Source organism: Methanosaeta sp. UBA458, from assembly GCF_002496085.1.
GTDB classification, from domain to species: Archaea; Halobacteriota; Methanosarcinia; order Methanotrichales; family Methanotrichaceae; genus Methanothrix; species Methanothrix soehngenii.
On the sequence record NZ_DAIK01000096.1, the window covers coordinates 1 to 23,746 of the forward strand.

24 protein-coding genes and 1 pseudogene are annotated in these 23,746 nt (G+C 51.3%); 10 read left to right on the plus strand and 15 right to left on the minus strand.

Features of this window, described 5'->3' with window-relative positions:
- From BP822_RS06575 to BP822_RS06590, 4 genes and pseudogenes are all read right to left on the minus strand, one after another.
- On the minus strand, positions 1-237 hold a 237-nt coding region (locus tag BP822_RS06575; RefSeq protein ID WP_286878008.1), incomplete at its 3' end, for a hypothetical protein.
- A 13-nt stretch (positions 238-250) separates the two neighbouring features.
- Entirely contained in the window at positions 251-679 is a 429-nt protein-coding gene (locus tag BP822_RS06580; RefSeq protein ID WP_013719012.1) for a hypothetical protein, read from the minus strand.
- Positions 680-752: 73 nt separating this feature from the next.
- Complete coding sequence (locus BP822_RS06585; RefSeq protein WP_273277952.1) at positions 753-1,232, minus strand: peptidylprolyl isomerase; 480 nt, start codon at positions 1,230-1,232, stop codon at positions 753-755.
- 19 nt (positions 1,233-1,251) lie between these two features.
- Positions 1,252-1,437: pseudogene (locus tag BP822_RS06590) on the minus strand (peptidylprolyl isomerase); the annotation flags it as partial.
- Between the two features lie 54 nt (positions 1,438-1,491).
- Between BP822_RS06590 and BP822_RS06595 the strand changes: the two are divergent.
- Entirely contained in the window at positions 1,492-1,626 is a 135-nt protein-coding gene (locus BP822_RS06595; RefSeq protein ID WP_286858772.1) for a hypothetical protein, read from the plus strand.
- An 11-nt stretch (positions 1,627-1,637) separates the two neighbouring features.
- Here BP822_RS06595 and BP822_RS06600 read toward each other — a convergent pair whose 3' ends face one another.
- On the minus strand, positions 1,638-1,892 hold the full coding sequence (locus BP822_RS06600) for a PRC-barrel domain-containing protein (protein WP_013719009.1): 255 nt from the start codon (positions 1,890-1,892) through the stop codon (positions 1,638-1,640).
- A gap of 95 nt (positions 1,893-1,987) precedes the next feature.
- Positions 1,988-4,201, minus strand: coding sequence for a CDC48 family AAA ATPase (locus BP822_RS06605; protein WP_273271062.1), 2,214 nt, complete (start codon positions 4,199-4,201; stop codon positions 1,988-1,990).
- Positions 4,202-4,358: 157 nt separating this feature from the next.
- Here BP822_RS06605 and ade point away from each other — a divergent pair, with 157 nt between their 5' ends.
- The 3 genes from ade (at position 4,359) to BP822_RS06620 (ending at position 7,608) form a co-directional block, all read left to right on the plus strand.
- On the plus strand, positions 4,359-6,095 hold the full coding sequence (gene ade, locus BP822_RS06610; protein ID WP_273277949.1) for an adenine deaminase: 1,737 nt from the start codon (positions 4,359-4,361) through the stop codon (positions 6,093-6,095).
- Positions 6,096-6,202: 107 nt separating this feature from the next.
- The gene (locus BP822_RS06615; RefSeq protein ID WP_013719004.1) at positions 6,203-6,478 is read left to right on the plus strand and encodes an amphi-Trp domain-containing protein; all 276 of its coding nucleotides are present in this window, start codon (positions 6,203-6,205) and stop codon (positions 6,476-6,478) included.
- Positions 6,475-7,608, plus strand: a complete 1,134-nt coding sequence (locus BP822_RS06620; protein WP_273271061.1) for a TIGR04013 family B12-binding domain/radical SAM domain-containing protein — start codon at positions 6,475-6,477, stop codon at positions 7,606-7,608. Before BP822_RS06615 ends, BP822_RS06620 begins: the two co-directional genes overlap by 4 nt.
- Before the next feature lie 53 nt (positions 7,609-7,661).
- Here the strand turns inward: BP822_RS06620 and BP822_RS06625 are convergent, their stop codons facing one another.
- From BP822_RS06625 to BP822_RS06640, 4 genes are all read right to left on the minus strand, one after another.
- Entirely contained in the window at positions 7,662-7,988 is a 327-nt protein-coding gene (locus BP822_RS06625; RefSeq protein ID WP_232844375.1) for a hypothetical protein, read from the minus strand.
- A 68-nt stretch (positions 7,989-8,056) separates the two neighbouring features.
- Positions 8,057-9,400 (minus strand): methyl coenzyme M reductase-arginine methyltransferase Mmp10, encoded by a 1,344-nt coding sequence (gene mmp10, locus BP822_RS06630; RefSeq protein WP_273271060.1) that lies wholly within the window; start codon positions 9,398-9,400, stop codon positions 8,057-8,059.
- A gap of 417 nt (positions 9,401-9,817) precedes the next feature.
- Positions 9,818-10,474 carry a type I 3-dehydroquinate dehydratase gene (locus tag BP822_RS06635; protein ID WP_273271059.1) on the minus strand — a complete coding sequence of 219 codons (657 nt, stop codon included), beginning with the start codon at positions 10,472-10,474 and terminating at the stop codon, positions 9,818-9,820.
- Positions 10,471-11,592, minus strand: a complete 1,122-nt coding sequence (locus tag BP822_RS06640; RefSeq protein ID WP_013718999.1) for a 3-dehydroquinate synthase II — start codon at positions 11,590-11,592, stop codon at positions 10,471-10,473. Before BP822_RS06640 ends, BP822_RS06635 begins: the two co-directional genes overlap by 4 nt.
- A 93-nt stretch (positions 11,593-11,685) precedes the next feature.
- Between BP822_RS06640 and BP822_RS06645 the strand changes: the two genes are divergently transcribed.
- Complete coding sequence (locus BP822_RS06645) at positions 11,686-12,387, plus strand: DUF1614 domain-containing protein (RefSeq protein ID WP_013718998.1); 702 nt, start codon at positions 11,686-11,688, stop codon at positions 12,385-12,387.
- A 105-nt stretch (positions 12,388-12,492) separates the two neighbouring features.
- Positions 12,493-13,752 (plus strand): UbiD family decarboxylase, encoded by a 1,260-nt coding sequence (locus tag BP822_RS06650; RefSeq protein WP_013718997.1) that lies wholly within the window; start codon positions 12,493-12,495, stop codon positions 13,750-13,752.
- A 249-nt stretch (positions 13,753-14,001) separates the two neighbouring features.
- Here BP822_RS06650 and ftsZ read toward each other — a convergent pair whose 3' ends face one another.
- On the minus strand, positions 14,002-15,084 hold the full coding sequence (gene ftsZ / locus BP822_RS06655) for a cell division protein FtsZ (RefSeq protein ID WP_273271058.1): 1,083 nt from the start codon (positions 15,082-15,084) through the stop codon (positions 14,002-14,004).
- A 72-nt stretch (positions 15,085-15,156) separates the two neighbouring features.
- Between ftsZ and BP822_RS06660 the strand changes: the two genes are divergently transcribed.
- The gene (locus tag BP822_RS06660; protein WP_013718995.1) at positions 15,157-15,594 is read left to right on the plus strand and encodes a UPF0146 family protein; all 438 of its coding nucleotides are present in this window, start codon (positions 15,157-15,159) and stop codon (positions 15,592-15,594) included.
- A gap of 136 nt (positions 15,595-15,730) precedes the next feature.
- The gene (locus BP822_RS06665) at positions 15,731-16,432 is read left to right on the plus strand and encodes a type 1 glutamine amidotransferase (protein WP_013718994.1); all 702 of its coding nucleotides are present in this window, start codon (positions 15,731-15,733) and stop codon (positions 16,430-16,432) included.
- Between the two features lie 42 nt (positions 16,433-16,474).
- On the opposite strand, the gene BP822_RS06670 is transcribed toward BP822_RS06665, so the two are convergent.
- Complete coding sequence (locus BP822_RS06670; protein WP_286878011.1) at positions 16,475-16,978, minus strand: hypothetical protein; 504 nt, start codon at positions 16,976-16,978, stop codon at positions 16,475-16,477.
- A gap of 422 nt (positions 16,979-17,400) precedes the next feature.
- On the opposite strand from BP822_RS06670, the gene BP822_RS06675 reads away from it, so the two are divergent.
- Positions 17,401-17,757 (plus strand): hypothetical protein, encoded by a 357-nt coding sequence (locus BP822_RS06675; protein WP_157863682.1) that lies wholly within the window; start codon positions 17,401-17,403, stop codon positions 17,755-17,757.
- 8 nt (positions 17,758-17,765) lie between these two features.
- On the opposite strand, the gene BP822_RS06680 is transcribed toward BP822_RS06675, so the two are convergent.
- Positions 17,766-18,935, minus strand: a complete 1,170-nt coding sequence (locus BP822_RS06680; protein WP_286878012.1) for a lipopolysaccharide biosynthesis protein — start codon at positions 18,933-18,935, stop codon at positions 17,766-17,768.
- Between the two features lie 464 nt (positions 18,936-19,399).
- On the opposite strand from BP822_RS06680, the gene BP822_RS06685 reads away from it, so the two are divergent.
- On the plus strand, positions 19,400-20,719 hold the full coding sequence (locus tag BP822_RS06685) for a glycosyl hydrolase family 28-related protein (protein ID WP_286878014.1): 1,320 nt from the start codon (positions 19,400-19,402) through the stop codon (positions 20,717-20,719).
- A 50-nt stretch (positions 20,720-20,769) separates the two neighbouring features.
- On the opposite strand, the gene asnB is transcribed toward BP822_RS06685, so the two are convergent.
- Complete coding sequence (asnB, locus tag BP822_RS06690; RefSeq protein WP_286878015.1) at positions 20,770-22,605, minus strand: asparagine synthase (glutamine-hydrolyzing); 1,836 nt, start codon at positions 22,603-22,605, stop codon at positions 20,770-20,772.
- 70 nt (positions 22,606-22,675) lie between these two features.
- Positions 22,676-23,641 carry a glycosyltransferase gene (locus tag BP822_RS06695; protein WP_286878017.1) on the minus strand — a complete coding sequence of 322 codons (966 nt, stop codon included), beginning with the start codon at positions 23,639-23,641 and terminating at the stop codon, positions 22,676-22,678.
- Positions 23,642-23,746 lie beyond the last annotated feature (105 nt).

Below are 23,746 nucleotides of genomic sequence, written 5' to 3' on the forward strand. Positions count from 1 at the left end.
AACCGTAGAAGCCTGCCCCTTTAAGGGGGCGGGAGTGGTCACGTAATAAGCATAAATCTGTTCCCCGGACTCACCATTCACGAGAGTGTTGCTGAAGGCAAATCCCAGTATGGTATCCTTGGGATGAACAATGGCCTGCACAACTGCCCTATCTGCCAGGTTGGACACGCATGCCAGGGCTTGAATCAGCCGGTCTTTCGATACCGCAAATTCTGCCAATAGATTGGACTTGACCATGATAATTCTCCTCTCAATATAGTCTGCGAGCCAAATATCCACTGGAGAGGTAGTCTGGGGGATAGTAGTAGCTGCTGGGGTAGATGCTGCCAAACAAGTAAGGATAATTGTATCCAGGATACCATCCGCTTGCGTATGGATATTTCCATCCCGCCCAATAGCCTGTGCCGTTTTCTGACTTCCAGATATAGCGCAGATCTGGTATCAGGTAGCCATTGACCGCCATGCTTCCTTTCGGGCCGCCGCCCCAATTCCACAGGTCGCTATATGTGCTCTTCGCAGGTTGAGCACTTAATTGGCCAATGTTGCCCAGCCACGCCCTGCCAAAATCGCCACCCACATATGGTGCAGAGCTTGAGCCTTGTGCATAGCAGCTCCCGGCCAATGCGATTACCATTAGCGATAGCATTAGCAATGCGATCATTGATGTAGCTATTTTCATTCCAACTCTCCACTTTATAATAGTCGACAGAGCGATAAAAGGCTTTTGATGCAATATATCGAAAAAATAAAGATCAAGCGATCACTTTTGCGCTCATGATCTTGACCTCTTTTGCCGGCCGGTCCATGGCACCGGTCTGGACCTTACCGATCTTGTCCACCACATCCATCCCCTCGATCACCTTGCCGAAGGCGGGATGCTTGCCATCCAGGAAATTGTTGTCCACCAGGTTGATGAAGAACTGGCTACCCCCGGTGTTGGGCCCGGCATTAGCCATGCTTATGGTCCCCCGGGCGTTTTTGCTATTTGGGGTGAACTCGTCCTTGATGGCATAGCCCGGACCTCCCCGGCCTGTTCCGGTGGGATCCCCGCCCTGAATCATGAAGCCGTCAATGATTCGGTGAAAGATCACCCCATCATAAAAGCCCTTCTCGATCAACTTCTTGAAGTTGCCTGCGGTGATGGGCATATCGCTGTAGAGCTGAATTGTGATATCGCCCATGCTGGTAGCGAGCAGAACCCGATCTCCTGCCTCTGTACTCTCTGTTGCCATAATCAAATCATCCCCAAATTTAGACAATCGCACCGGCCCGAACGATCACAACTTCCTCCAGGGGCCGGTCGTTGCTGTCCGTCTCGACCTTACTGATCTTGTCCACCACATCCATTCCCTCGATCACCTTGCCGAAGGCGGGATGCTTGTCGTCCAAGAAATTGTTGTCCACCAGGTTGATGAAGAACTGGCTGCCCCCGGTGTTGNNGAGCACAAGGATGCCGATGGCCAAATAAGATCTAAGTCGCATCATCGAAAAATGGAGGACCTAAGAAGAAATAAGCTTTCCGGAGAGCAGAGAGTGGTGCTGAAGAACTCTGGCTGTGTCCAGATGAGCGCTATGAGTCAGGGAATATGTGCAAAGATACGTTTTAAGGCAAAGAAAAGGAATTGAGCCCCAGCCTCCTACTTTTTCATAGCCCGGCTCTCATCCACTACGATGTAGTCTTTGACCGCCACCACCGAGCTGAATGGTATCAGCACAAACTTGCCGTCCTCTCGGTACTTGCTGCGATCAAGGCCCGAGTTTGGCTTTACCACCAGGTCCACCAGCTTGCCGGTCATGACCTCGTAGATAATGTTCTCCAGATCTCCCAGGACTGTGCCATCGATGTTTACAATCTCTTTATCTCCAATGCTTCCCGCGAACACCTTTCCCATGCCCCTAAAACCCTCCTCTCCAATCCAATTGTCAAGACTTGAGCATCGATTCAAGCATCATGCACAGATTCAAGCCATCATCCTATTCCGCCAGGCTAGCGGTAGCCGGCGAGCGAAGCCGGCTCAACCTTAATTCCGCCCTTAAACCTCTCGCCGATGCGCTCATAGTAGCTGAGCATATGCTCCTCCACGCTCGGCCTCACCTTCTTCAAAGCCTCCCGGTAATGCCTCATCTCCACCCGGTCCAGCCCTTCCCGCAGAGCAAGCATAGCCGCCTCCCGGCAGAGGTTGTCTAAATCTGAGCCCACATAGCCATCGGTCAATTCCGCCAGCTCCTCCAGGCTCACATCCTCTCCTTTAGGCGTCCTGGAGGCGTGGATCTTGAGGATCTCATGCCTCCCCTGCCGGTCAGGCGGCCCCACCAGGAGCATTCGGTCGAACCTTCCCGATCTAAGCAGCGCTGGATCGAGTATATCCGGCCGGTTGGTGGCGGCGATCACCACCACATCCTTCAAGGCTTCCAGGCCGTCAAGCTCTGCTAGAAGCTGGTTTACCACCCTCTCCATCACTCTGCCCCCCTCGTCCATTCCCCTCATAGGGGCAATGGAGTCCAGCTCATCGAAGAATATGATTGCCGGCGAGACTTGCCTTGCCTTGCGGAATATCTCTCTGATCGCCTTCTCCGACTCGCCCACCCATTTGGAGAGCATCTGCGGCCCCCGGATGCTTATGAAGTTGGCGTTGGTCTCATTGGCCACCGCCTGAGCGATCATGGTCTTTCCCGTGCCCGGCGGGCCGTAGAGCAGAATTCCCTTTGGCGGCCTTATGCCCATCTTCTGGAACTTCTCCGGCTGCTTGATGGGCCACTCTATGGACTCGATCAATTCCTGCTTTAGTGCTCCCAATCCTCCCATGTCGTTCCAGTTGACCCGGGGCACCTCCACCAGAACCTCTCTCATGGCCGAGGGCTCGATCTCCTTGAGAGCCTCCTCGAAGTCCGCACCCATGACCTGCATCTGATCGATGATCTCCTGGGGTATCTCATCCTCTGAGGTGAGATCGGGCAGATAGCGGCGCAGGGCTTTCATGGCCGCCTCTTTGCACAGGGCGTTCACATCTGCCCCGACGAAACCATGCATCCGGTCCGCTAATCCCTCCAGGTTCACATCATCCGCCACGGGCATGCTGTGCATATGTATCTGCAGGATCTCGATTCTGCCCTCCCTGTCCGGAACTCCGACCTCGATCTCCCTGTCGAACCGGCCCGGCCGGCGCAGAGCGGGATCAATGGCCTCTTCCCGGTTGGTGGCTCCGATCACAACCACCTGGCCTCTCTCTTTCAGGCCATCCATCATGGCCAGGAGCTGGGCCACCACTCTTCTCTCCACCTCCCCTGTAACCTCACCCCGCTTAGGGGCAATGGAGTCGATCTCATCGATGAATATGATGGATGGAGCGGACTTTTGCGCCTCCTCGAAGATCTCCCTCAGCCTCTGCTCGCTCTCTCCATAGTATTTTGACATGATCTCCGGCCCGGCAATGGAGATGAAGTTAGCTCCACTCTCATTGGCCACTGCTTTGGCGATGAGGGTCTTTCCCGTGCCCGGCGGGCCGTAGAGCAGAACCCCCTTGGGAGGCTCAATGCCAAGCTTCTGGAAGATCTCAGGATGCTTCATGGGCAGCTCGATCATCTCTCGCACTCGCTGCACCTCTGAGCGCAGGCCGCCCACATTCTCATAGGTGATTCCCGTGGCTTTGACCGATCGGACGCTCTTGGCCGGCTTCTCCAGGAGAACGATCTCCGTCCTCTCGCAGACCACCACCACATTATCGGGATGAGTCTCTGTTACCACTAAAGGCACTGGCTCCATCCGGCCTACAAAGGGATGGCTGCCGGAGCTCATGATGGGAAGTATATCTCCCGCCACCACCGGCCGCTTGAGCGTCTGGCGGCGGATCATATCAGCTGCCTCATCCCCATAGTGCATATGCGATCCGGAAGGGGGGGCGAGGACTATCCTCTGCGCCTCGGCGAACTTGGCCTTACGGATCTTCACCTTGTCCCCGATTCCAACGCCGGCGTTCTGGCGGATGAAGCCGTCAATCCTTATATAATCCTGAGACCAATCCTGCCGGTCGGCGCGCCAGACCTTGGCTGCGGTAAGCCTCTTCCCCTCAATCTCAATGATGTCACCCGGACTGAGCCTCAGGGTTAGAAGGGCGTTGGGGTCCAGGCGGGCGATGCCCCGGGCGGAGTCGTTGGGATAGGCTTTGGCCACTTTCAGAATTATATCCTTGAATTCACGCACGGTTTAGTTTATCTATGCTTCTCGATTTAAATTTATCTGGTGTCGATGAGGATTTTTTTATTCAAACAAAGGGAAGACCCTGCCATTTCGTTGGCCAAGAGGTGATCCGGGTCATTCAAATATCGCATTTAAATAGGACCGACTGTAATTGATTATCATGGGCCAGATGGAAGAATATGAGGAGTTGATAGCTGCCGCCAGGTGTGAGATCGAGGTGGATCTTCTTCTCCTTGGGGGATCCGTAGCCAATCTCATATCGGGCGAGGTTCGCAGATCGGACGTTGCCGTACACAAGGGCAGGATCGTGGGCTTTGAATGCAGCAGCGCTCGCCAGATCATTCCCCTGGAGGACCAGATCCTGGCGCCTGGGTTCATCGACGGCCATGTACATATCGAAAGCAGCATGGTCACAGTTCCAGAGTACGCGCGAGCAGTGGTTCCACAAGGCACCACCACAGTTATCGCCGACCCGCATGAGATCGCCAACGTCTGGGGCGAGGAGGGGGTTCGCTATATTCTGCAGTCATCAAGAAATGTCCCTCTGAACGTCTTCGTCATGCTCCCCTCCTGTGTCCCAGCCACCGACATGGAGACTGCAGGGGCAGCCCTGGGCCCGGATGCCCTGGTCGGTCTCTTTGAGGAGGAGGGGGTCATAGGCCTGGCCGAGGTAATGAACTGTCCTGGCGTAATCTTCCGGGACCCGCAGATCATGAAAAAGATCCAGCTGGCAGGGGGACGGCTCAAGGACGGCCATGCACCAGGCCTTTCCGGTCCGGACCTGTCTGCCTATATCTGCGCTGGAATCCGCTCCGATCACGAGTGCACCACCCTGGCCGAGGCAGAAGAGAAGCTGTTTTCCGGGATGTTCATCATGCTGCGGGAGGGAAGTGCTGCCCGGAATCTCTCCGATCTTCTGCCGCTGGTCACGCTGAAAAACTCTCGCCAGTTTTTATTCGTCTCAGACGACCGCCACCCGGCAGATATCCTCAGGGAAGGGCATATCGACTTCATGCTGAGAAAGGCGATAAATGAGGGTCTGGACCCCATAGTTGCCCTGCAGATCTCCTCTCTCAATGCTGCCCGCTACTTCGGCCTGGCCGACCTGGGGGCAATAGCACCCGGCTATCGGGCGGACATCGCCGTCCTGGACGGTCTGGATGAGCCGCGGGTTACTCATGTCTTCAAGGACGGCAGGCTGGTGGCCAGGGATGGAGATTTCCTCGCCCCTATGAATAGACCGGTCAAGGCAATGCATAAATCGATCCATCTCGCTGCTCTCAGCCGCCGGTCGTTTGAGATTGTAGCCGAGAAGGGGCCAGCCCGAACAATTGGCATCGTCCCCGGCCAGATCATCACCAGATCTCTGCCCCTCTTTCCCCTGATCCGGGAGGGAAAAGTGGTATCGGACACCGACCAGGATATCCTCAAGCTGGCGGTGGTCGAAAGGCACAGGGCCACTGGCAATGTGGGGCTTGGTTTGGTGCAGGGCTTGGGTCTGGTGAGGGGCGCTCTGGCCACATCCGTCGCCCATGACTCCCATAACATCGTTGTGGTCGGAACCGGGGACGAGGAGATGCTGGCCGCGGTCTCAGCAGTCACGGAGATGGATGGCGGGCTGGTGGCGGTTGCCGATGGTGAAGTCCTGGCCAGCCTGCCTCTGCCCGTGGCAGGCTTGCTCTCGGAGAGTCATATGCAAGAGGTGGCAGAGGGCATAGCGGAGTGCATTGATGCCGCTCACAAGCTGGGATGCGATCTGGAGGACCCGTTCATGACCCTCTCATTTCTGTCACTGCCAGTGATCCCTGAGCTGAAGCTGACGGACAGGGGCCTGGTGGATGCAGTGGCCTTCCGGATGGTTCCTCTCTTCCTGGGAGGATCCCTGGAGGATGATTGAGGATTTGATCGCGATTTAGATAGCTCATGGAGCCCGAGATTTGGAGTGCTCGTAATGCGGAAAATGTTTTATGGAATAGGCCATAAAATGCGAACCGGTGATCGCAAATGGCAAAGATAAGAGGAAGGCCGGGAAAGACTGCGGGAAGCCCCGCCGAGGGAGTGAAGTTCGAGCAGGAGATCTATATGACTGCGGCAGAGATGGCTGACATGCTGCGGGGCCTGGCGGATGAAGTCGAGGCCCGAGGGCGGGTGGAAGCCTCTTTTGGCGATTGGACTATAGGAGTGAATCCCGCTGAGCCCCTCAAGGCGGAGATACAGTACAAGCATGATCCAGCTAATAGAGAGCTGGAGGTGCAGCTGAAGCTCAAAGAGAATCCGTGAGGATATGGTTTCGCTCCAATAGCAGGAACTCCTATAGCATCGCTGCTCTCATACCTCTGGTAGATGCCTCTCTGGCTCCGGGGCCCAGGGCGGGAATCATGCTCTACAGCTTTGCCACCCCTCAGGCGGGGGAGGTCTATCAAGAGGTCGATAGGGCCAGGGCAGCGAATCTGGATGCGGTCTTCGTCGCCGGCGGTCCCCACCCATCCGCCCTGCCGGAGGAGGTTCTGGAGCATTTCGATTTCGTGGCCATAGGAGAAGGAGAGGAGACCCTGCCCGAGCTGATTGAAGCGATAGAGATGGGCAAAGAGCCGGCAGATGTCCGGGGAATAGCCTATAGAAAAGGGGGAAAGGCGATCTATACCGAGGATAGGCCTCCTGTGGACCTGGACCTCTATCCCCCTTTTACCAGCATCCTCGCTCCCATAGAGATCTCCCGCGGCTGCCCCTGGGGCTGCACCTACTGCCAGACCCCCCGCCTTTTCGGGCGCTGCATGCGCCACCGCTCTATCCCCGTCGTTGCCAGATACGCCCGCCGCCATAAAGACATCCGCTTCACCTCTCCCAACTCCCTTGCCTATGGCTCCGACGGCAGGCGTCCGCGGCTGGAGAAGGTTAAAGCTCTGCTGGAAGGGCTGTCCGAGCAGAAGAAGCCCATCTACTTCGGCACCTTTCCCTCCGAGGTCAGGCCCGATTTCGTAACTGACGAGGCTTTGGAGCTCATAACCGGATACTGCGCCAATAAAACGATCAGCCTGGGAGGACAGTCCGGCAGCCCGGCGGTCCTGGAGAGCATTGGACGGGGTCACGGCCGGCAGGAGATAGAGTCAGCCTGCGAGCATATCCTGGATCATGGCCTCGTACCCCAGGTGGATCTGATACTCGGCCTGCCCATGGAGTCAGCAGAGGATCAGCATATGACCCTGGACCTGGCCAGATGGATTGAGGAAAAGGGAGGAAAGGTGAGAGCGCACCGGTTCATGCCCCTGCCCGGAACCCCCCTCTGGGAAAAAAAGCCTGCGCCCCTATCCAGCGATGCTGAGGCGCTCCTGGGCAGCCTGGCACAGAGAGGCCGTCTGACAGGATCCTGGGGCCGCAAGATCAAGGCGGAAAAGGATGAAACGGCATGACCTGTATCTGACCCGACCAACTCGGACCAGTGACCGGCCAGGGGAAAAGGTCGCTAGAGATAGAACTGCTTGAAAGGCTTGCGGTATTCGTCTTTTAATTCGTATTTTATTGTCATCCTCTCAGGCATTACCTGAATCTCTTTTACAGATTGTGAGAATAGGAACCAGATGAATCCTCTGTCCGGGAGCCGGTACCTGTCTGGCAGGGTGGAGGTGAACTCAGACTCTCCCAGAATATAAGTGCGCAGCATCTCGCTTCCTGAGGCGAAGAGGAAGGGGAAGCTCACATTCTCAATCTCCCTCTGGCAGGTGCCCTTAAGCCGCAGGCGGTCCGCAAGAAATTTCAAATAATCGTCCTTATTTATCACCAGTTCTCTCATCTCGCTCAATCTAAGTCACCTCTTGCTGGCACTGGCCGGGATGTGAGATAAAATTAATCGTCAGGGAGTCAGCCGACGGTCTGCTTGATATCCTCTTCATCCACCATTATCGGGTTTTCATGATAGTGAGATCTGTCCATTCTCTCACAGCTACAATTATCACGATCTTTCTGGACCGTGGCGGATTCTGTCTCTTCTCCGCCCAGCTCATTGATCTGGCATATCAATCCAGAGAATGCCTCCACCTCTCTGGCGATAACCTCCTCGGTGGTCATGTAGATGCTTCTCTCGGATTCGACTGTGAGGGCATCAGGACCTCTGAAGACCAGCCGGCGCACTCCATCACGGCGAAGAGCCCTTCTGATCTCCTGGTCATGAGCTAGAACCATTCCCGGTATTAGCACCCTCTCTTTTATGTTCCCCAGATCCAGGAAGTTGAAATCCTCCAGGGTGATCAGGTTTCCTATCTCCTTATTCACTGCTACCACATTCACATCCTCTCCTATCTCCTCGAATATGGTCGATAGGAATGGATAGGCCACAGAGCTGGTGATGATGGTGGCGCTCCTCTCGATGGCCGGCAGTCGATTCAGCTCTTTTCTATGATGGGCCAGGGCGAAAGGAGCTCCTGTCTGTGGATCCCATAGAGGCGTCCCTATGACCCTCATATCATATCGTTCATTTATTTCAGTGGCAATCCTGCGGATCTCCTCCACGGAATAGGGAACAATGCCCGGCATTAACGGCTCGTTTCCAAAGATGAGCCCTTGCTCTTTGCTGTTGGCAAATGACATGAGCATCAGGCCTTTTGCTCCCATATCGCAGAGGTCCTGGCAGGTCTTCTCCAGCTGAAAGCCATCGTTTATGCCCGGTATGAGGACGATCATGGCATATAGATCGCATCTTTCGCAAAAGGTTCTGAGGTTTGAGAGCGCAGCCTCTGGATGTTTATCATTCACGTACCTTCGCCGAAGCTCAGGGTCAGTTGAGAAGACGGAGAAGCTTATCCTTCGCAATCCGGCTTCGATCAGGGGACCGGCTTCATCCCCCTTAAAAAAGCCCTTTCCGCTGGTGTAATCCAGGTGGATGGGTACAACGCCGTTGCTGAGGGTTTGAACCAGTTTAAGCAAATCTGGATGAAAGCTGGCATCACCATTCCCTTTTATGGTTATGGAATCCGGCCGTGATAATATGCATTGCTGGGATGCTTCAAATACCAACTGATCCAGGGACTTGAAGCCTGGCTGGATCTCAACTACTGCTCTAGAACAGTAATCGCACCCCTTTTTATGGGGTGGGCAATATTTGCATCCCAGCGGCTCAACCGTTTTCACTCCTTTAAAATAACAGAAGCTGCAAAATCCCCCGCAGTTATAACCAGGCCTGCCTCCTATATCAACGACTGCATCCATGTCTTTTAATTTGCAGTTAGAGTAATTAAATCTTGCGTCAAATATTCAGATAAGTATTGAAGAACGAATATGGCAAATCATAGCGCATATTCGGTCAGCCAATTGGCCAATTACATATTATAATTAATACAGAAAATTAATCTTCAAATAACATTTATGTCTCCCTATAAGGAGCGATTATAGGGCTGAAATTCAAATAAATATTAAATTTAAATATATAATATTCTCTATCAACCATTGATTTTAGTAACATGTCTATAATTATTTTTTAAAAGATAGGGGAATTTCCCAGGTTTTAAGCAATCTTCATCCGATCTATTATGCAGGCAGCATTATCAGAAAAAATCATGTCCATTAGGCGACTTATTTTTTCATTTTTAATAATATTTTCCATAAATACAAAAAATTTGGCTAATTTTACCATTTGAGCAACTCTCTGGCACTAGAGAGCTCTGCCAGGCTCATCTGCCCGGGAGCGGTGCTCTCTCTAACATAACCATATGCCAGAGCAGAACCATACAAAGGAGCCACTGCCCGCAGGTGTCTGCCCAGATCTCCCATCGCGATCAGACATAAGGGCAAATCTGCAGCTAGCAAAAATTCTAGGAGATCCAGGTCGTCTTTCAGGCTCCTGGGCGTCACGGCGATCTTAGCAATCGCCGCACCTGCCATCTTCATCCTCTCTTTTATGGCAGCGAGCTCATCGATCCCGGGCATTCCCTGGAAGTCATGATAAGAGACTATGACCGGCCGGCTGACTTGAGAGATGAACTCTTCTCTTAACTCTGCCTGAAGCTCGATATCCACCAGATCGGCGTACTCAGAGGCCTGAACGAGCAGCTCGATCCTCTCCCTCTCTGACCCCTGGAACTTCCCTCCCTCCGCCTGGAGGCGATTGGTGGCGATGATCGCCTTTTCTGTAGCCTCTCTGATGGCTTTTATCGTCTGAATGGGCTCAGTGGCCAGATCCAGCCTCAGCTCAATCATGTCTGCATCGGATGCCGCCTTGAGGTCGTCTGCTGCCCTCTCTCCCAGGACGGCAACGATCTGCGACCTTTTCATAACGTATCTCATCTCTCCACGATGCTCTCCTCAATCTTCATGCCGAAATGGCGGGCAGCCTCCTCCAGATGGACCAGCACCTCGTCCCCGGCTTTGAGCTCCGTCACCGGCCTGGGGGTGCCATCGCTGCTCACCAGCTTTATGGTCTCAGCATTCTGCAGCAGCGTGCTTATGAGCACACCATCTGCCTCCGCCTCGATGAGGATCATGGGCCTCTTCTCGATCTTCGCCCGGCCCACGATAGCGCTCCTGGAGAGGCCATCCTTGCTCACAATGGTGACCTCGTCACCAGATTTTAGCTCCGATAGATAGCGTGTCTTCTCCCCCACCCGGATATAGGCGTGAACCGCGCCGGCGTTCACCCGGAAGGGACGCGCAGCCACATAGGGGCTGTCCTCTGACTCGCTATGGACAAGGAAAAAGCCCTTGGCCTGGGAGCCGATGAGCATTCCCTCTCCTGGGACCATCATGTTGGCGGTATCCACACAGACCCGGTCGCCCATCCCCACCGGCTTGACCGAGACCACCCTGGCTGGTATGAGGTCCAGGCGCCCTTTTTCCGATTGCTCTGCTGCCCTCATAACCCTCTTGATCTCAGAGAGGTCAGAGCTGTCCAATAGCACTCCATCTGCTCCCTGCTCCAGTGTGGCCAGGGCCAGCTTTGCCTCATCCGAACTCTTGACCCCACTGATGATCTTAACCTGGCATCCCTGCAGGCCGGCGATCATATTCTCCAGGGGGATCACCTTCCAGTCGGTGCCGATCACCAGCAGATAGTCCACATGCTTTCCCATCTCCACTGCGAATTGCTCATACTTCTTGCCGGCAATGACCACATATGCGGCCTTGTTCCCGGAGATGGTCTTGGCCAGAGCATAGTCCATGGAGCTGTTCAGGTCTTTGGGCAGAGGCACCGAACCATCGCCCTCACCGTGCCTGCCGATCACCAGAATGTCCTCCGCACCCTTCTCGGCGCCAAAGCATGCTACCTGGATATTTCCCAGCTCCCGCACCCGCTCGACGTTCTCCCGATCCACGATTACGCATTCGAATCCAGATTCAAGGGCGGTGGTTATCTGGGGTTTGATCTCCTCCCATGATCCTCTGGCCATGAGCCACTTCTCTTTCATATGCGACTCTTTGACATACCATTACAAATCTCTTTTGCAGCTGCACGCCCTTATACAAAAGGTTATACGCCTGGGATGGCAATATAGAGGAAAATGGAAAACCGTCTGATCTACTCTCCAGTTGGCATATTGATCATGCTGGGCTTCGCGTTCTTGATTGCAATAGTAGTGAGCTTTCTTTTCCTTGATCTGGCCAGGACAGCCTTCACCAAGATCGGTTTCTCCTGGAGCCAGGCCCTCTTTGTGCTTTTGGCGTCTCTGGTTGGATCCAGCATAAACATACCATTGACCAACCTAGAGTGCAGCACTCCCATGGTCCATGAACGACACATTCGGGCCTTTGGCGTATCTTATCATGTCCCTGTGGTGAAGAGCTGCAATACCCTTTTGGCCATAAATGTGGGTGGGGCCCTGATTCCCTCATTGATCTCCATGGCACTCATCTACCGGTTTCCAGAGTCCATCTATTATGCACTATCGGGCATTGTCTTGGTGGCCATCATCACCAACCGGGTGGCGAGGCCGGTTCGAGGGCTGGGGATAGTGACTCCTGCCCTGGTCCCACCCCTTTGTGCCGCCCTGGCGGCGATCCTCATGGTCTATGTGCTGGGCGCACCTCATGATCTCATCTTCTTAATTGCTTATGCGGCAGGAACCCTGGGCACTCTGCTTGGGGCGGATATTCTCAACCTGGGAAAGATCCGCGACCTTGGGGCTCCAGTGGCCAGTATCGGCGGAGCTGGAACCTTTGACGGTGTATTCCTGAGCGGTCTGATCGCTGTGCTCCTGGTGTGAGATGGATCTAAAATAGTGGAAAGAGATAGAATGACAAGAGATTATTAAAAAGATGAGAAAAGGTGGCGGAATGAAGGCAAGCGTAATAAAAAGGAGGGTAAGATCATGAGCTTCAGGGGCTTTCTGGATGATCTGGAAGGGTCAGGTTTGATGAACCACGTGCGTGACCCTGTATCGCCCGTTGAAGAGGTCACAGAGAGATCCTGGGGTAGTGGGCCGATTCTATTTGACGATGTCTCCGGCCATAAGTGCTGCCTGAATATCCTTGGGACGAGGGACCTCCTGGCCCGGGCCCTGGGCATCCCTGCTGAGGATATGGTCCGCCACCTATCCCAGATCGGATGCCAGGGTCCCGTGCGAGAGGTGGATTGGTCCAGTTTCATGGAGAATGTCTCCCAACCGGATCTCAGCAGGCTTCCCATCATGACCTACTTTCCGGGGGACGGCGGCCCTTATATCACCTCTGGAGTGGTGGTGAGCCGCTTTGAGGACAAAATCAATGCCTGCGTTCACCGCCTGATGGTCCTGGGAAAAGATCGACTGGCAGCAAGGTTGGTCCCGGGAAGGCATACCCATCAGCTCTATGAGGCCGCTCTGGCCAAGGGCAAGGAAGTTGCAGTGGCTGTGGCCATAGGAGTGGATCCGCTGGTATTGATGGCTGCCTCCACCCGCGTTCCTCCAGAGATGGAGTTTTGTTATGCTGCCGCCCTGCGAGGCTCTCATGTGGAGCTGATTGCTCTGGATAATGGGGTTCTTGTTCCCCATGCACAGATCGTTTTAGAGGGATACATCACCACTGAAAGGGCACCGGAGGGGCCGTTCGTGGACATCACCGGCACTCGGGACCTGGTCCGGCAGGAGCCGGTCATCCGGCTAACCAGGATGATGATGTGCAATGAGCCCATCTATCATGGCCTTCTGCCTGCAGGAGGTGAGCACAAGATGCTGATGGGAGTGCCCTATGAGCCGCTTATCTACCGGGAGGTCTCCAAGGTGGCAAAGGTGAAGGACGTCATGCTTACCGAGGGAGGATGTTGTTACTTCCATGCCGTGGTGCAGATTGAGAAGGAGACAGAGGAGGATGCCAGAAGAGCGATCGATGCCGCTATCAAGGCCCATCGCTCTTTGAAGCATGTGCTGGTAGTGGACTCAGATATCGATATTCACGATCCTCGAGACCTGGAGTATGCCCTGGCTACGCGCATGCGTGGTGACGAGGATATAGTTCTTTATCCCAATGTGCGCGGCAGCACTCTCGACCCCAGGAGCAATGAGGGAATGACCACCAAGGTGGGTGTGGATGCCACAGCCAGGCTGGACCGGCTCTGGAAGTTCCAGAGGTTGACCCCCGCAGGGCATGGCTGAATGGGGCATGGATATCGCCAACGAATTGGCAATGGGCACTGCATGTGGCGATGCTATTTCTTCGGACGCTGAGCCTGAAAGCTGCAATTTGCAGCTAAAGCCAAATGACCCGCTTTCCGCTCAAATCTCCAGATAGAGGCGGATGCTGTAGATCGCGGCAATGCCCAGGATTATCGCCAGGATTAAGGCCATTATCTGGAACAAGAGTTCATCCATGCTATCACGCTCATCTTTATTCCCCTAATATCCTCATTTTATGGCATCAGTCCTTGTCCGGGCAAGGCCAATGCACCGATCGGCTGGCAGGCTCATCTCCTCCAGTGGATCCATCCCCGCCTCGGTTGACCCCAGCACCTGGGCAGATTTCACCCCGGTTATTATGGCCATCAGCTTCACCCTGCCCTTGAGCTCAGGCTTGATCTTTGCCCCCCAGATGACATTCGCCCTCGGGTCAAGGTCCTGGGTTAGGCTGCTGGCGATGGAAGCTGCCTCCTTCAGGGTCATATCCGGTCCACCGTCAATGTGCAGCAGACAGGCTTTTGCACCTCTGAGCTCCACGTCCAGGAGGGGATTGTTCAGAGCGGAGCGGACGATATTCTCCGGGCTCTTCTTCATGCTCCCCTCTCCTACCAGCATAAAGCTGGCCCCGCCGGTGTTCATGATGGTGTGCACATCGGCATAATCCAGGTTGATTAGCGAGGGGGTGGTCAATGTCTCGCAGATCCCCTGGATGATCTCGCCTGTAATACCGTCGACCAGAGAGAATGCTTCCTGGAAGGGCAGGTGGGGGGCGCGCTCCAGCAGGCGATTGTTGTCCATCACAATGGAGGTGTTTGCGTAATTGCGCAGGTTCTCCAGGCCTTCCTCGGCGATGAAGATCCTCTTCCTCTCCATGTGAAATGGCGTGGTGACCATGGCCACCACCAGGGCGCCCTCTTGCCTGGCAATTCTTGCCACCACCGGCGCTGAGCCGGTGCCAGTGCCTCCACCCATGCCCGCGAGGACGAATACCAGGTCTGCGCCGCGCAAGAGGTCCTCGATGTCCGTTCTTGCGCTCTCCGCCGCCTTCCTTCCAACCTCGGGGTCTCCTCCTGCTCCCATCCCCCGGGTGAGCTTCCGGCCAATCAGCATCTTCTCATCCGCAGAGACGGTCTCCAGGTGCTGGCGGTCGGTGTTTATGGCTATGGTCTTCGCCCCCATCAGGCCCATTCTTTTGAGTCTGTTGATGGTGTTTCCGCCTGCGCCGCCACAGCCCACGATCAGTATTCTGGGGATACCGAAGTCGTCGCCTGAATTTGAAAAATCCATGGCCTCCCGTATATCAAGTTCCATCCCTATCCCTTCATTGCTTTCTCATAATCAATTAGTGCCATCTGTTAATAACAATTGCGGATAGAGATAAGAATGATCAGACGAGAAGTGGCAACCAAGATGACGGGACAGACGGCTGCCAGGGACCTGGCGGAGTTCATCGCCAAAAACTACCCTGGCAGGGTGGTGGAGGTGGGTGTGGGCCATTTTCCCCATGTTGCTCAGAGGCTGTCGGATATGGGCCTGGAAGTGATCCTTACGGATCGGGTGGAGAGGCTTCTGGCGGGCATGATGGTGGAAAAGGACGACATCTTCGCCCCCCGGAGGGAGATCTATCAGGGAGCGGGCCTCATCTACTCCATTCGCCCTCCTCTGGAGATGCAGCTTGCCATGGGGGAGCTGGCGGCTGCGGTGGGTGCGGATGTCATCGTCCGGCCCTTGCAGGATGAGATAGCGCAGCTCGCTGGATTTGGCAGGAGGCTGGTCAATTACCGGGAGGCGAGGTTTTATCTGTTCAGAGAAAACGAGTAGAATTTATAGTTTTGAACTTTTAAACCTAAGGATTTCTCATACATCCCCTCAAATCTTCTTAAATCCTCTCAAAAAAAGCTATAATCCATTATTCTCACCTTATCAAGGACCATCGTAATGCAGGGAGAGATGAGCGATGAGATTGCACTACATCCAGCACAATCCCTTTGAGGACCCGGCAAATATCGCCCTCTGGGCGGAAGATTCCGGTCATGATGTCTTCGGGACTAAAATATTTGCGGGCGAGAGGCTCCCCAAAGATGCTGATTTTGATCTGCTGCTGGTTTTAGGTGGGGAGATGAACATCTACCAGGAGGATCTTTATCCTTGGCTGGCGGAGGAGAAGAGGTTCATACGCAGGGCTATGGATAGCAAGAAGACTATTCTTGGAATCTGCCTTGGCGCCCAGCTGATCTCAGATATCCTGGGAGGAATGGTGCATAAAAATCGCTATAGGGAGATCGGCTGGCATGAGGTGAAGCTGAATCGTGCTGCCTTTAGCTCTTCTGCTTTCAAGGGGTTTCCTGATAGATTCACGGCATTTCAATGGCATGGGGATACATTTGACCTGCCTAGAGGAGCGACTGGGCTGGCATCGACTGCAGCCTGCGCTAACCAGGCCTTTGAGATCGGGCGAAATGTTGGACTGCAATTTCATCTGGAGTCGTCCAGGCAAAGCATACGAAGGCTGATAGACAACTGCGGGGACGAATTGACTCCAGGAAGGTTCGTGCAGGAGCCAGAGGATATGCTCTCTGCAGAAAAGCATCTAAAGGAGTTATACAAGCATTTAAGAATTTTTATGAAAAACATCGAATTAATGGTGGGTCAGGATTGATCCGGATTGCCATCTTTGTGCCTTACCTAAGCATTTGCTGAACTAATTTGTATAAGCCTCCCCGCTCCAGAAGATATCGTTTCCCTTGCTGTCGTCTATATCCTGGCTGTCGAAAGCCATCAGGGAAAAGATGATATTGCCTCCTCTGATCTCCGGAAGAATCTCGTATCTATCTCTGATCACCTCAAAGACATCTCCCAGCATGTCCAGACCGTGCTCAACCTCAAAGGCATTTATCTCTTCCTGGGAGATTCCATGATCTTCTGCAATCTCTGACATAAGCTCTTTTATGGCATCCAGCTCCTCTGAGGCCATCAAGTAGATTCTAAAACCGCCGATATTGTCATCGATCGGATCGATCTGAAGCCACATTTGCCATGGTTCTGTCGATATCTTCCGCTCTCTTGTTCTCAAAAGATCATCGATCAGAGCCCGGGAGAGGGGTAGCTCTCTTGCTGCTTCATGCATGATGGAGAAGAGAGGCGCATATTCAAAAGCTATATCCTCGATCATCTCCTGCCAGAGATCGTAGTTGATTTCATACATGTTCAGATGTCCTGGTGTGTATTCGATCTGGGATTCTTTGATAGCAGCAATAGCCTGAAATCCATTTCTACTTTTCTATTTGCCTTTTGCGGTGGGTGACTACTCCCCGCCGATAAAGGGTATGGCTTCTACGTTTTGATTCCGACAGATTGTAGTCCTACTCTAAGGAATCGATTATCGCGCAAAGGTTCATCAAAGCATTTTATCAGGGAATACTATTATTAAACAAAAAAATTATAATTTTAAACATATAGTGCCCTGGTTAAAATCCTAACGTCATGTTATATAAAAGTTTAATAAAATGTCATTAAAAAAATTTGCCTCTCATATACGGCATCCTTCCCATGATACTGCAATTGTCTCGCAGTTCCATAATTTAACCAATGGTTTTTTAAAGCTCTTGAACTCCTTATGGTATGAGTATGAATTGCTGCGAACATAAGATATCAGGGAGCAAGGAGAAGATCTGGCTACCCCATTACTTTGAAGGGCGGGATCGAGGACTCAAGCCCCATCCATATTGTACGGAGTGCGGTCTTGTCAAGAGCCTCTCCTCTGATAGGTTGCACAGCGTTGGCTATTTTATGAATGTCATTGCAGAGCTCGGCAAGCATCATAAAATCACCCAGGTGCAAACGAGATTAATCGCCCTGGAGATGGAAAAACAGTTGATAAGCGATGCATTCGGGATCGATCGGCACCAACAGGAGATTTTGTTTATTGAGATAACCACCCGTATCCTCAATGTCTCAGCAAGGTCGGTAACTCAGCTTCTTTAAATATAATTTCAAATCCACTTTTCCTTTAATGCCACCCATCCCACCCAAATAACGATCACCATATAGGTTATCATCCAGGCATATCCAGCTCCCAGGATGCCGTATCGATTTACCATAACATAGCTCAATCCAAGTAGCAGGATGCACCTGAGGGCATTCAGCTTCACTATGCTCTCAACCCTCATCCTCACATTCTGAATGGGGATGAATAGGGAATAACAGGCCACAGGAAAGCTAGAGAGGGCGATGATCTTCAGAAGGCCGAATCCCTCCACGTACTCTCCCCTGAGAAGTCCAAGTAGCTGGTCGCCATAGAAGAAGAGAACCAACACGGCGGGGAGCATTATCATCAGGCTTGCGCCTCCTGCGCGAAAGGCGCTCTTCTTGAGGCTATTTCCATGACTCCCCTCCACAAAGAGGGAGGTCCCAAAGGAGCTGGGGATGATAAGCACCAGAGTGCCCAGAGCGAAGGCGATATAGTATTTTGCGGCTTCAGCTTCATCGAGCAGGCTCAGCACCAGTATGGGCATCATGAGGGTAGGTGCAGCATATAGAAGGCTAGAGAGGTAGTTTAAAGAGGAGAATCGCAAGGACTTGCGTATGAACTCCCGGTCTGCCTGTGGCCTGATCCGGCATATGCTCAGCTGAATCTTCGTCAGGCTGTAGAGCGCTGCGGTCAAATACCCCAGGCCAATAGCGCCGAAGATTCCGAAGACGCCCAGGAAAGCGAGAGGCACAAGGGCTGGAATTCGAATTGCCTGCAAGAGATTCTGCAAGAAGTAATGGTCCGCTTTTCTGTCAGCAACAAAGGCGTATCCTCCCATGACAGCGATTGAGTTCAGGGCTGCTACCAGAATGAAGGCCAGAGAATGACCCGGATCCTGCCAAAAAGGCATGGAAGGGGTCAGAATCATCATCAGTAAGATGCATATTCCACCGAAGATGATGCTGGCTCCGGTGGTAACAAAAAAGCTCGTACTTATGACCTTCCCCTTATCCTCCAGGGGAAGGAAGCGGATGATGGAGGAGTCAAAGCCAAGGGTTGAGAAGAGAGCGACGAGTGCAAGAGATGATATGAGCGCTGTGGCCAGGCCCACCTGCTCTAGGGCATAAAGCCTGGCAGCGATAATCCAGAAGAAGAAGCCGCATCCTGCGCTCATGATGTTGGCGAAGGCCATGAAGAAGGATGTTCTATATAAACCATCTCCGGCCATTCCTGCGATTGCTTTGCAGCTCAGATAACGGTGCAGATTGAAGTTCATGACTGGTTTCCAGGCCATATAAGACATTGTAGGCCAGATTTATGAATTGGACGCCACTGATTCGTATCTAATCTTGTATCTGATCTTGGTTGTATAAATGCTTTCATGCAAGGGCAGTCGAAAGCCCAAGCCATATATGGTCAGACGATCATTATTACATATATCGAAAAATCAAAAAGTTATTTATATAGCAACGAGAAATAGGTATTAGAGGCTCAAGTGTGCTAATATGGCCGTTGTTGCCTTTACGGGACTGAGTCTGAAGCGGAAAAGGCCTGGTGTCTGCGGCCAGATAGGGTGCGTTCACTTGCGCTCAACTGGGAGAAAATTGATGACTGTGCAGATCGGTGTGGACCTGATTATGTTGGGAGGACGGCAAAATGAGCTCACTATCAGAGGGATCTGATATAAAAAATTTGAATGATATTGTATATCATGTTATCGTATCTATCGAAGGCGGATCGATCATTGCTAGGGATGTTGGTGGCAATGTGATCTCCAGCGGTGTGGCTGGAACTGACGACTCTCGAGTAATAACAGAGGCCATAACTTTCGTCCCCGATAATGGCAATGTCTTAATCTCCAATGGGGAGTACCTTCTCAGCGCGGACACTCAATTCTACTTGGACGAAGGGGATTTGAATCCTTTCTGGATCTGCATTCCTATATTGGGCAACAAGAATGTCCACATCTTCGGCTATGGGGCAGGCATAACCGTACTAAAATTAAAACCAAACCAATTCTCCGTCGGCCATCCTGTAGCGATGATGCTCAACCGTGCAATCTCTCTCAATCCGGGTTTTACCGCCTTTACTGTTGCCAATATGACCTTTGATGGCAACAGGGACAATCAGGAACAATGGTACAAAGATGGCGCTTCACTGATATTGACCGGCAGCCCCAGGTCCGGCGGCAATTACTACAACCTTGAGTTTAAGAACTCATATGGAACCGGCTTGTACCTGGGAAATAATGGGATGGGATCTGAATCGCATTCTTCCATAACCAATGTAGTTGCCAGAGACTGCAGCCTGGAGGGCATACTCCTTGATACCGCACAGGATACTGTTGTCTCTGATTGTGTTTTTGAACGCTGCAGAACCGGGCTAACAATCCATGGGAATAACGATTACCAAACTCGGACAAAAGACCGCATTGTGGTAAAAGACATATCGTGCATTGCCTCCCCTCTCACCATATGGTGCATAAATGATCTGCAGATGTCCAGCGTCAACATGGATTGTACTGCGAGTCCGAATGCATATGGTCTATTGATTCATAGCTCGATTGGAGTCCATATCAAGGAGTCCTTCTTCAAATCGGACCGGAATAAAGCCAGCTCTTATGGAGGGGCATCTTATATAGACGCCGACATCGATGGTCCCACGGCAGCAACCCTTGAAAATTGCGTTTTGGATGGATATTATGCATTGCATGTATTGGGATCTGCGACAGCAACTCTGCGCGGGGGCGCAGTCAATGCCTCATATGCCTGCGCCTATCTCCGGGGCATCGATCCAAGCACAGCAATGGCAACGCTGATCGGAACCGTATTCATACCTGCAAAGCATACCATAGACTGTGCTCCGGGGACGAGCATTAATATCATGTACTGCTATTCTTCCTCCATTGGATCGATGATTGTGGAGGGAACGCTCAATAATCAGGGATCGTATGGATTCGGTCTTCCAGATGTCTGAATGAGAATATTTCAAGGCTCTCGGGGTCCATGAGCCTTGGCCCTCGAGGCTTACATCCGATTCCTGTTGGGAAAAAAGGTTTTAAGCCAGGCTTCCAGGAAGATGGCCTTCCATAGATTTCGAGCGTGATTTTTGTTCTTATGTATATGCTCTTTTATCTGATGGCGCAGCTTTTTCAGATCAATGTACTCTCTGCACAGGGGTTCGCCCCTTAAAAACCAATCGCTCAAAAGCTTTTCGAAGTCCTCGGTCTTCAGCCAATATGCATCAGGGGTCTCATATCCGATCTTATCCCGTCTCTTTAATATCTCACTGGGCACGATATCGATCATCGCATCCCTGAGCAGTGCCTTAGTTCTCCCTTCTCTTATTATGAAGTCGTCAGGCAATCCCGATATGAATTCAATTATTCTATAATCAAGAAACGGAACTCGTGATTCGGTTTGATTTCCCATTGAGTTTCTGTCCTCCCATTTCAATAGCTGCTCTAGCCGGTATTTCAGATGGAACTCCAGGGATTGTCCCAAGGATCTGCAATCGGAAAAATTTTTAAAGTATTCTGTCGTGGCAACGGATCCGTTCATCATTTCTCTGGATAGCAGGGATTCGCGCAGAAAAATCTGCTCTCTTATAAATATGGGCAGCAAAAGATATAATGAAGACTGGATGCCGATCATATATTCCTTGCCCTTAATCAAATTGTAGCATTCAGAGGCGAACCTCTTTAGCCTTAAGGTTTTTAATAAGTCTACTAGATAAAAACCTAGAAAATAGTGATATCCAGCCAGAAGCTCATCTGCACCCTGACCGTCCAGCACCACAGTGACGTCATTGCCCTTGGCCAATTTCTGCACGCAATTTTGGGCATAAATGGAGGCTGAGGGAAAAGGCTCTCCAATTAATTTAATAATTTTAAACAAATCCTCTCTCAGCTTTTCCGCAGTGGGATGGACTCTGTAGTTGGCCATGCCTGTCTTCTCTGCCACAATAGATATGTATCTTGATTCATCTCTCTCATAGCCATTGTAGACCGCTGAAAATGTCTTTATCTTCATTTTTCTGTTGATCAAGCATGCTATGGAAGACGAATCGATTCCCCCGCTCAGACATGTGCCCACTGGAACATCGCTGATTAATCTGATATCCACACTATCCACCATCAAATCTCTAAATGTGGATATTGCCTCTTCGTATGTGCCTGCGAATCTTTCTTTGTATTTTATATTATACCACTCTTTTATCTCTAATTCACATCGCATGAGATCAAAGGTGGCATAGCAGCCTTTGGGAATCTTCTTTATCCCGCCAAAGAAAGTCTCGTCAGTGTGATCCGATACATTATAAAGTAAATAATCTTTTATCAACTTTTTGTTCGGTTCGATATCGATCTTGTGTTCCAGCAGGGGTGGAATCTCCGAAGAAAACAAAAAAACTTCGTTTTTTTCATCGAAATAATAATATAGCGGCTTAATTCCCATACGATCTCTCGCCAAAAAAAGTCTCTTGCTTTCAGAATCGTATACTGCAAAGGCAAACATTCCATTGAACTTTTCCAGACACCGCTCTTTCCATTGCATATAGGAATATAATATGACCTCTGTATCCGTATTGGATTTAAATGAATATCCCAGTAATTCCAGCTCCTCTCTAAGAGCCTGAAAATTATAAACCTCTCCGTTATATATTATAAAAAATTTATCTTGACGATCAGACATCGGTTGATGGCCATTTTCGGATAGGTCGATGATGGACAGGCGCAAGTGCCCTAATGAAACCTCTTCATCGACATAAATTCCTTCATCATCTGGACCCCTATGCCGCAAACTGGAGTTCATTTTTTCTATTATATATTCGTCTTTCCAGTTAAAACCATTGATTCCACACATAATCGTCCTCAGAATCCTCTAACTAAATCCAAATGGCTCTTATATTATTGCATGACTGCAATTCAGCTGATCACATGAATTTTTTATAAATTTCAAGCAGGTTCTGTCTCTGGCTGTCCCATTCATATTGCAGTGCATGGCTTTGGATTGCATCTCTATTCCATTTTATATTCAGCGCCTCGAGCATTTTATTGCATAAATCCATGCAATCATTGCACTCGCATATGAGGCCATACTCTTTTGATGTGATGATATCTGAGACCCCGCCCACATCGGTGCTAACAAAAGGTATGCCGCAGGCCAGAGCCTCAAACATCACCGTAGGGTTTCCCTCGTTCAAGCTTGGCAGTACAAATATGTCACAGGCATTTATCCACAGAGGGAGCTCCTCTCTGGGCTTCCTTCCAACGAGCTTTATGACCTCTTCGAGGCCACATTTTTTTATCTCCTTCTGCAGTTCATTTCTGAGATTTCCCTCTCCTAAGATTATACATAAAATGTCTTTTGATCTTCCTTCAAGCTCACTGATGGCATGGATGAGGTCTATGTGCCCCTTAACCTTTACCAGGCTTCCAATGGTCAGGATTATCCTTTTTTTCTCAGGCAGTCTTAACGTTCTTCTGCATGCCTGCTGATCGCGGGGATAGAAGCGTTTGCCATCATATCCTGTTGGCAAGATCTCTACCGGTGTATTTACATCTAGTTTCCTAATATAATCCGCGAGGCGGTTGCTGACGGTGATTATGCAATCAGAATCGTTCAATATGCCCCGGATTCTCTCTCTCCATTGAGGATTCTTGAATGGTAGATCATATAGGTCATATCCGTATCCTGAGATGATCAGTGGTATATGGTATCTTTCCTTTAGCCTGGCTCCCACATAGCCCGATGTCCATACGAAATGAGAATGAATAAGGTCGGGCTCCCGCTTCTTCTGGACAATCATATTTAAAATCTTTCGATAATGCTTCTCTCCTAAATGGCGGTATTGATAATCAATGGGGATAAAAAAGGTCGGAACTGTTGATACCGACACATTCTCTGGCTTGCCAGAATACTCTATTAGGGACTTTTTTGTAAAGAGGCTCAACTCGTGAATGGGCAAATAATTTGATATCTCAGTGATTGGATTATGGTATAC

Excerpts from the sequence above, each read along its gene's own strand:
- BP822_RS06660 (WP_013718995.1), top strand. The coding sequence starts at position 15,157 with ATGATCAGACGAGAAGTGGCAACCAAGATGACGGGACAGACGGCTGCC.
- ftsZ (WP_273271058.1), bottom strand. The coding sequence starts at position 15,084 with ATGGAACTTGATATACGGGAGGCCATGGATTTTTCAAATTCAGGCGAC.
- asnB (WP_286878015.1), bottom strand. The coding sequence starts at position 22,605 with ATGTGTGGAATCAATGGTTTTAACTGGAAAGACGAATATATAATAGAA.
- BP822_RS06595 (WP_286858772.1), top strand. The coding sequence starts at position 1,492 with ATGGAGGACCTAAGAAGAAATAAGCTTTCCGGAGAGCAGAGAGTGGTG.
- BP822_RS06670 (WP_286878011.1), bottom strand. The coding sequence starts at position 16,978 with ATGTATGAAATCAACTACGATCTCTGGCAGGAGATGATCGAGGATATA.
- BP822_RS06645 (WP_013718998.1), top strand. The coding sequence starts at position 11,686 with ATGGAAAACCGTCTGATCTACTCTCCAGTTGGCATATTGATCATGCTG.
- BP822_RS06635 (WP_273271059.1), bottom strand. The coding sequence starts at position 10,474 with ATGAGATACGTTATGAAAAGGTCGCAGATCGTTGCCGTCCTGGGAGAG.
- BP822_RS06650 (WP_013718997.1), top strand. The coding sequence starts at position 12,493 with ATGAGCTTCAGGGGCTTTCTGGATGATCTGGAAGGGTCAGGTTTGATG.
- BP822_RS06665 (WP_013718994.1), top strand. The coding sequence starts at position 15,731 with ATGAGATTGCACTACATCCAGCACAATCCCTTTGAGGACCCGGCAAAT.
- BP822_RS06585 (WP_273277952.1), bottom strand. The coding sequence starts at position 1,232 with ATGGCAACAGAGAGTACAGAGGCAGGAGATCGGGTTCTGCTCGCTACC.
- BP822_RS06685 (WP_286878014.1), top strand. The coding sequence starts at position 19,400 with ATGAGCTCACTATCAGAGGGATCTGATATAAAAAATTTGAATGATATT.
- mmp10 (WP_273271060.1), bottom strand. The coding sequence starts at position 9,400 with ATGGATGCAGTCGTTGATATAGGAGGCAGGCCTGGTTATAACTGCGGG.
- BP822_RS06640 (WP_013718999.1), bottom strand. The coding sequence starts at position 11,592 with ATGAAAGAGAAGTGGCTCATGGCCAGAGGATCATGGGAGGAGATCAAA.
- BP822_RS06675 (WP_157863682.1), top strand. The coding sequence starts at position 17,401 with ATGAATTGCTGCGAACATAAGATATCAGGGAGCAAGGAGAAGATCTGG.
- BP822_RS06615 (WP_013719004.1), top strand. The coding sequence starts at position 6,203 with ATGGCAAAGATAAGAGGAAGGCCGGGAAAGACTGCGGGAAGCCCCGCC.
- BP822_RS06680 (WP_286878012.1), bottom strand. The coding sequence starts at position 18,935 with ATGGCCTTCGCCAACATCATGAGCGCAGGATGCGGCTTCTTCTTCTGG.
- BP822_RS06580 (WP_013719012.1), bottom strand. The coding sequence starts at position 679 with ATGAAAATAGCTACATCAATGATCGCATTGCTAATGCTATCGCTAATG.
- ade (WP_273277949.1), top strand. The coding sequence starts at position 4,359 with ATGGGCCAGATGGAAGAATATGAGGAGTTGATAGCTGCCGCCAGGTGT.
- BP822_RS06625 (WP_232844375.1), bottom strand. The coding sequence starts at position 7,988 with ATGAGAGAACTGGTGATAAATAAGGACGATTATTTGAAATTTCTTGCG.
- BP822_RS06600 (WP_013719009.1), bottom strand. The coding sequence starts at position 1,892 with ATGGGAAAGGTGTTCGCGGGAAGCATTGGAGATAAAGAGATTGTAAAC.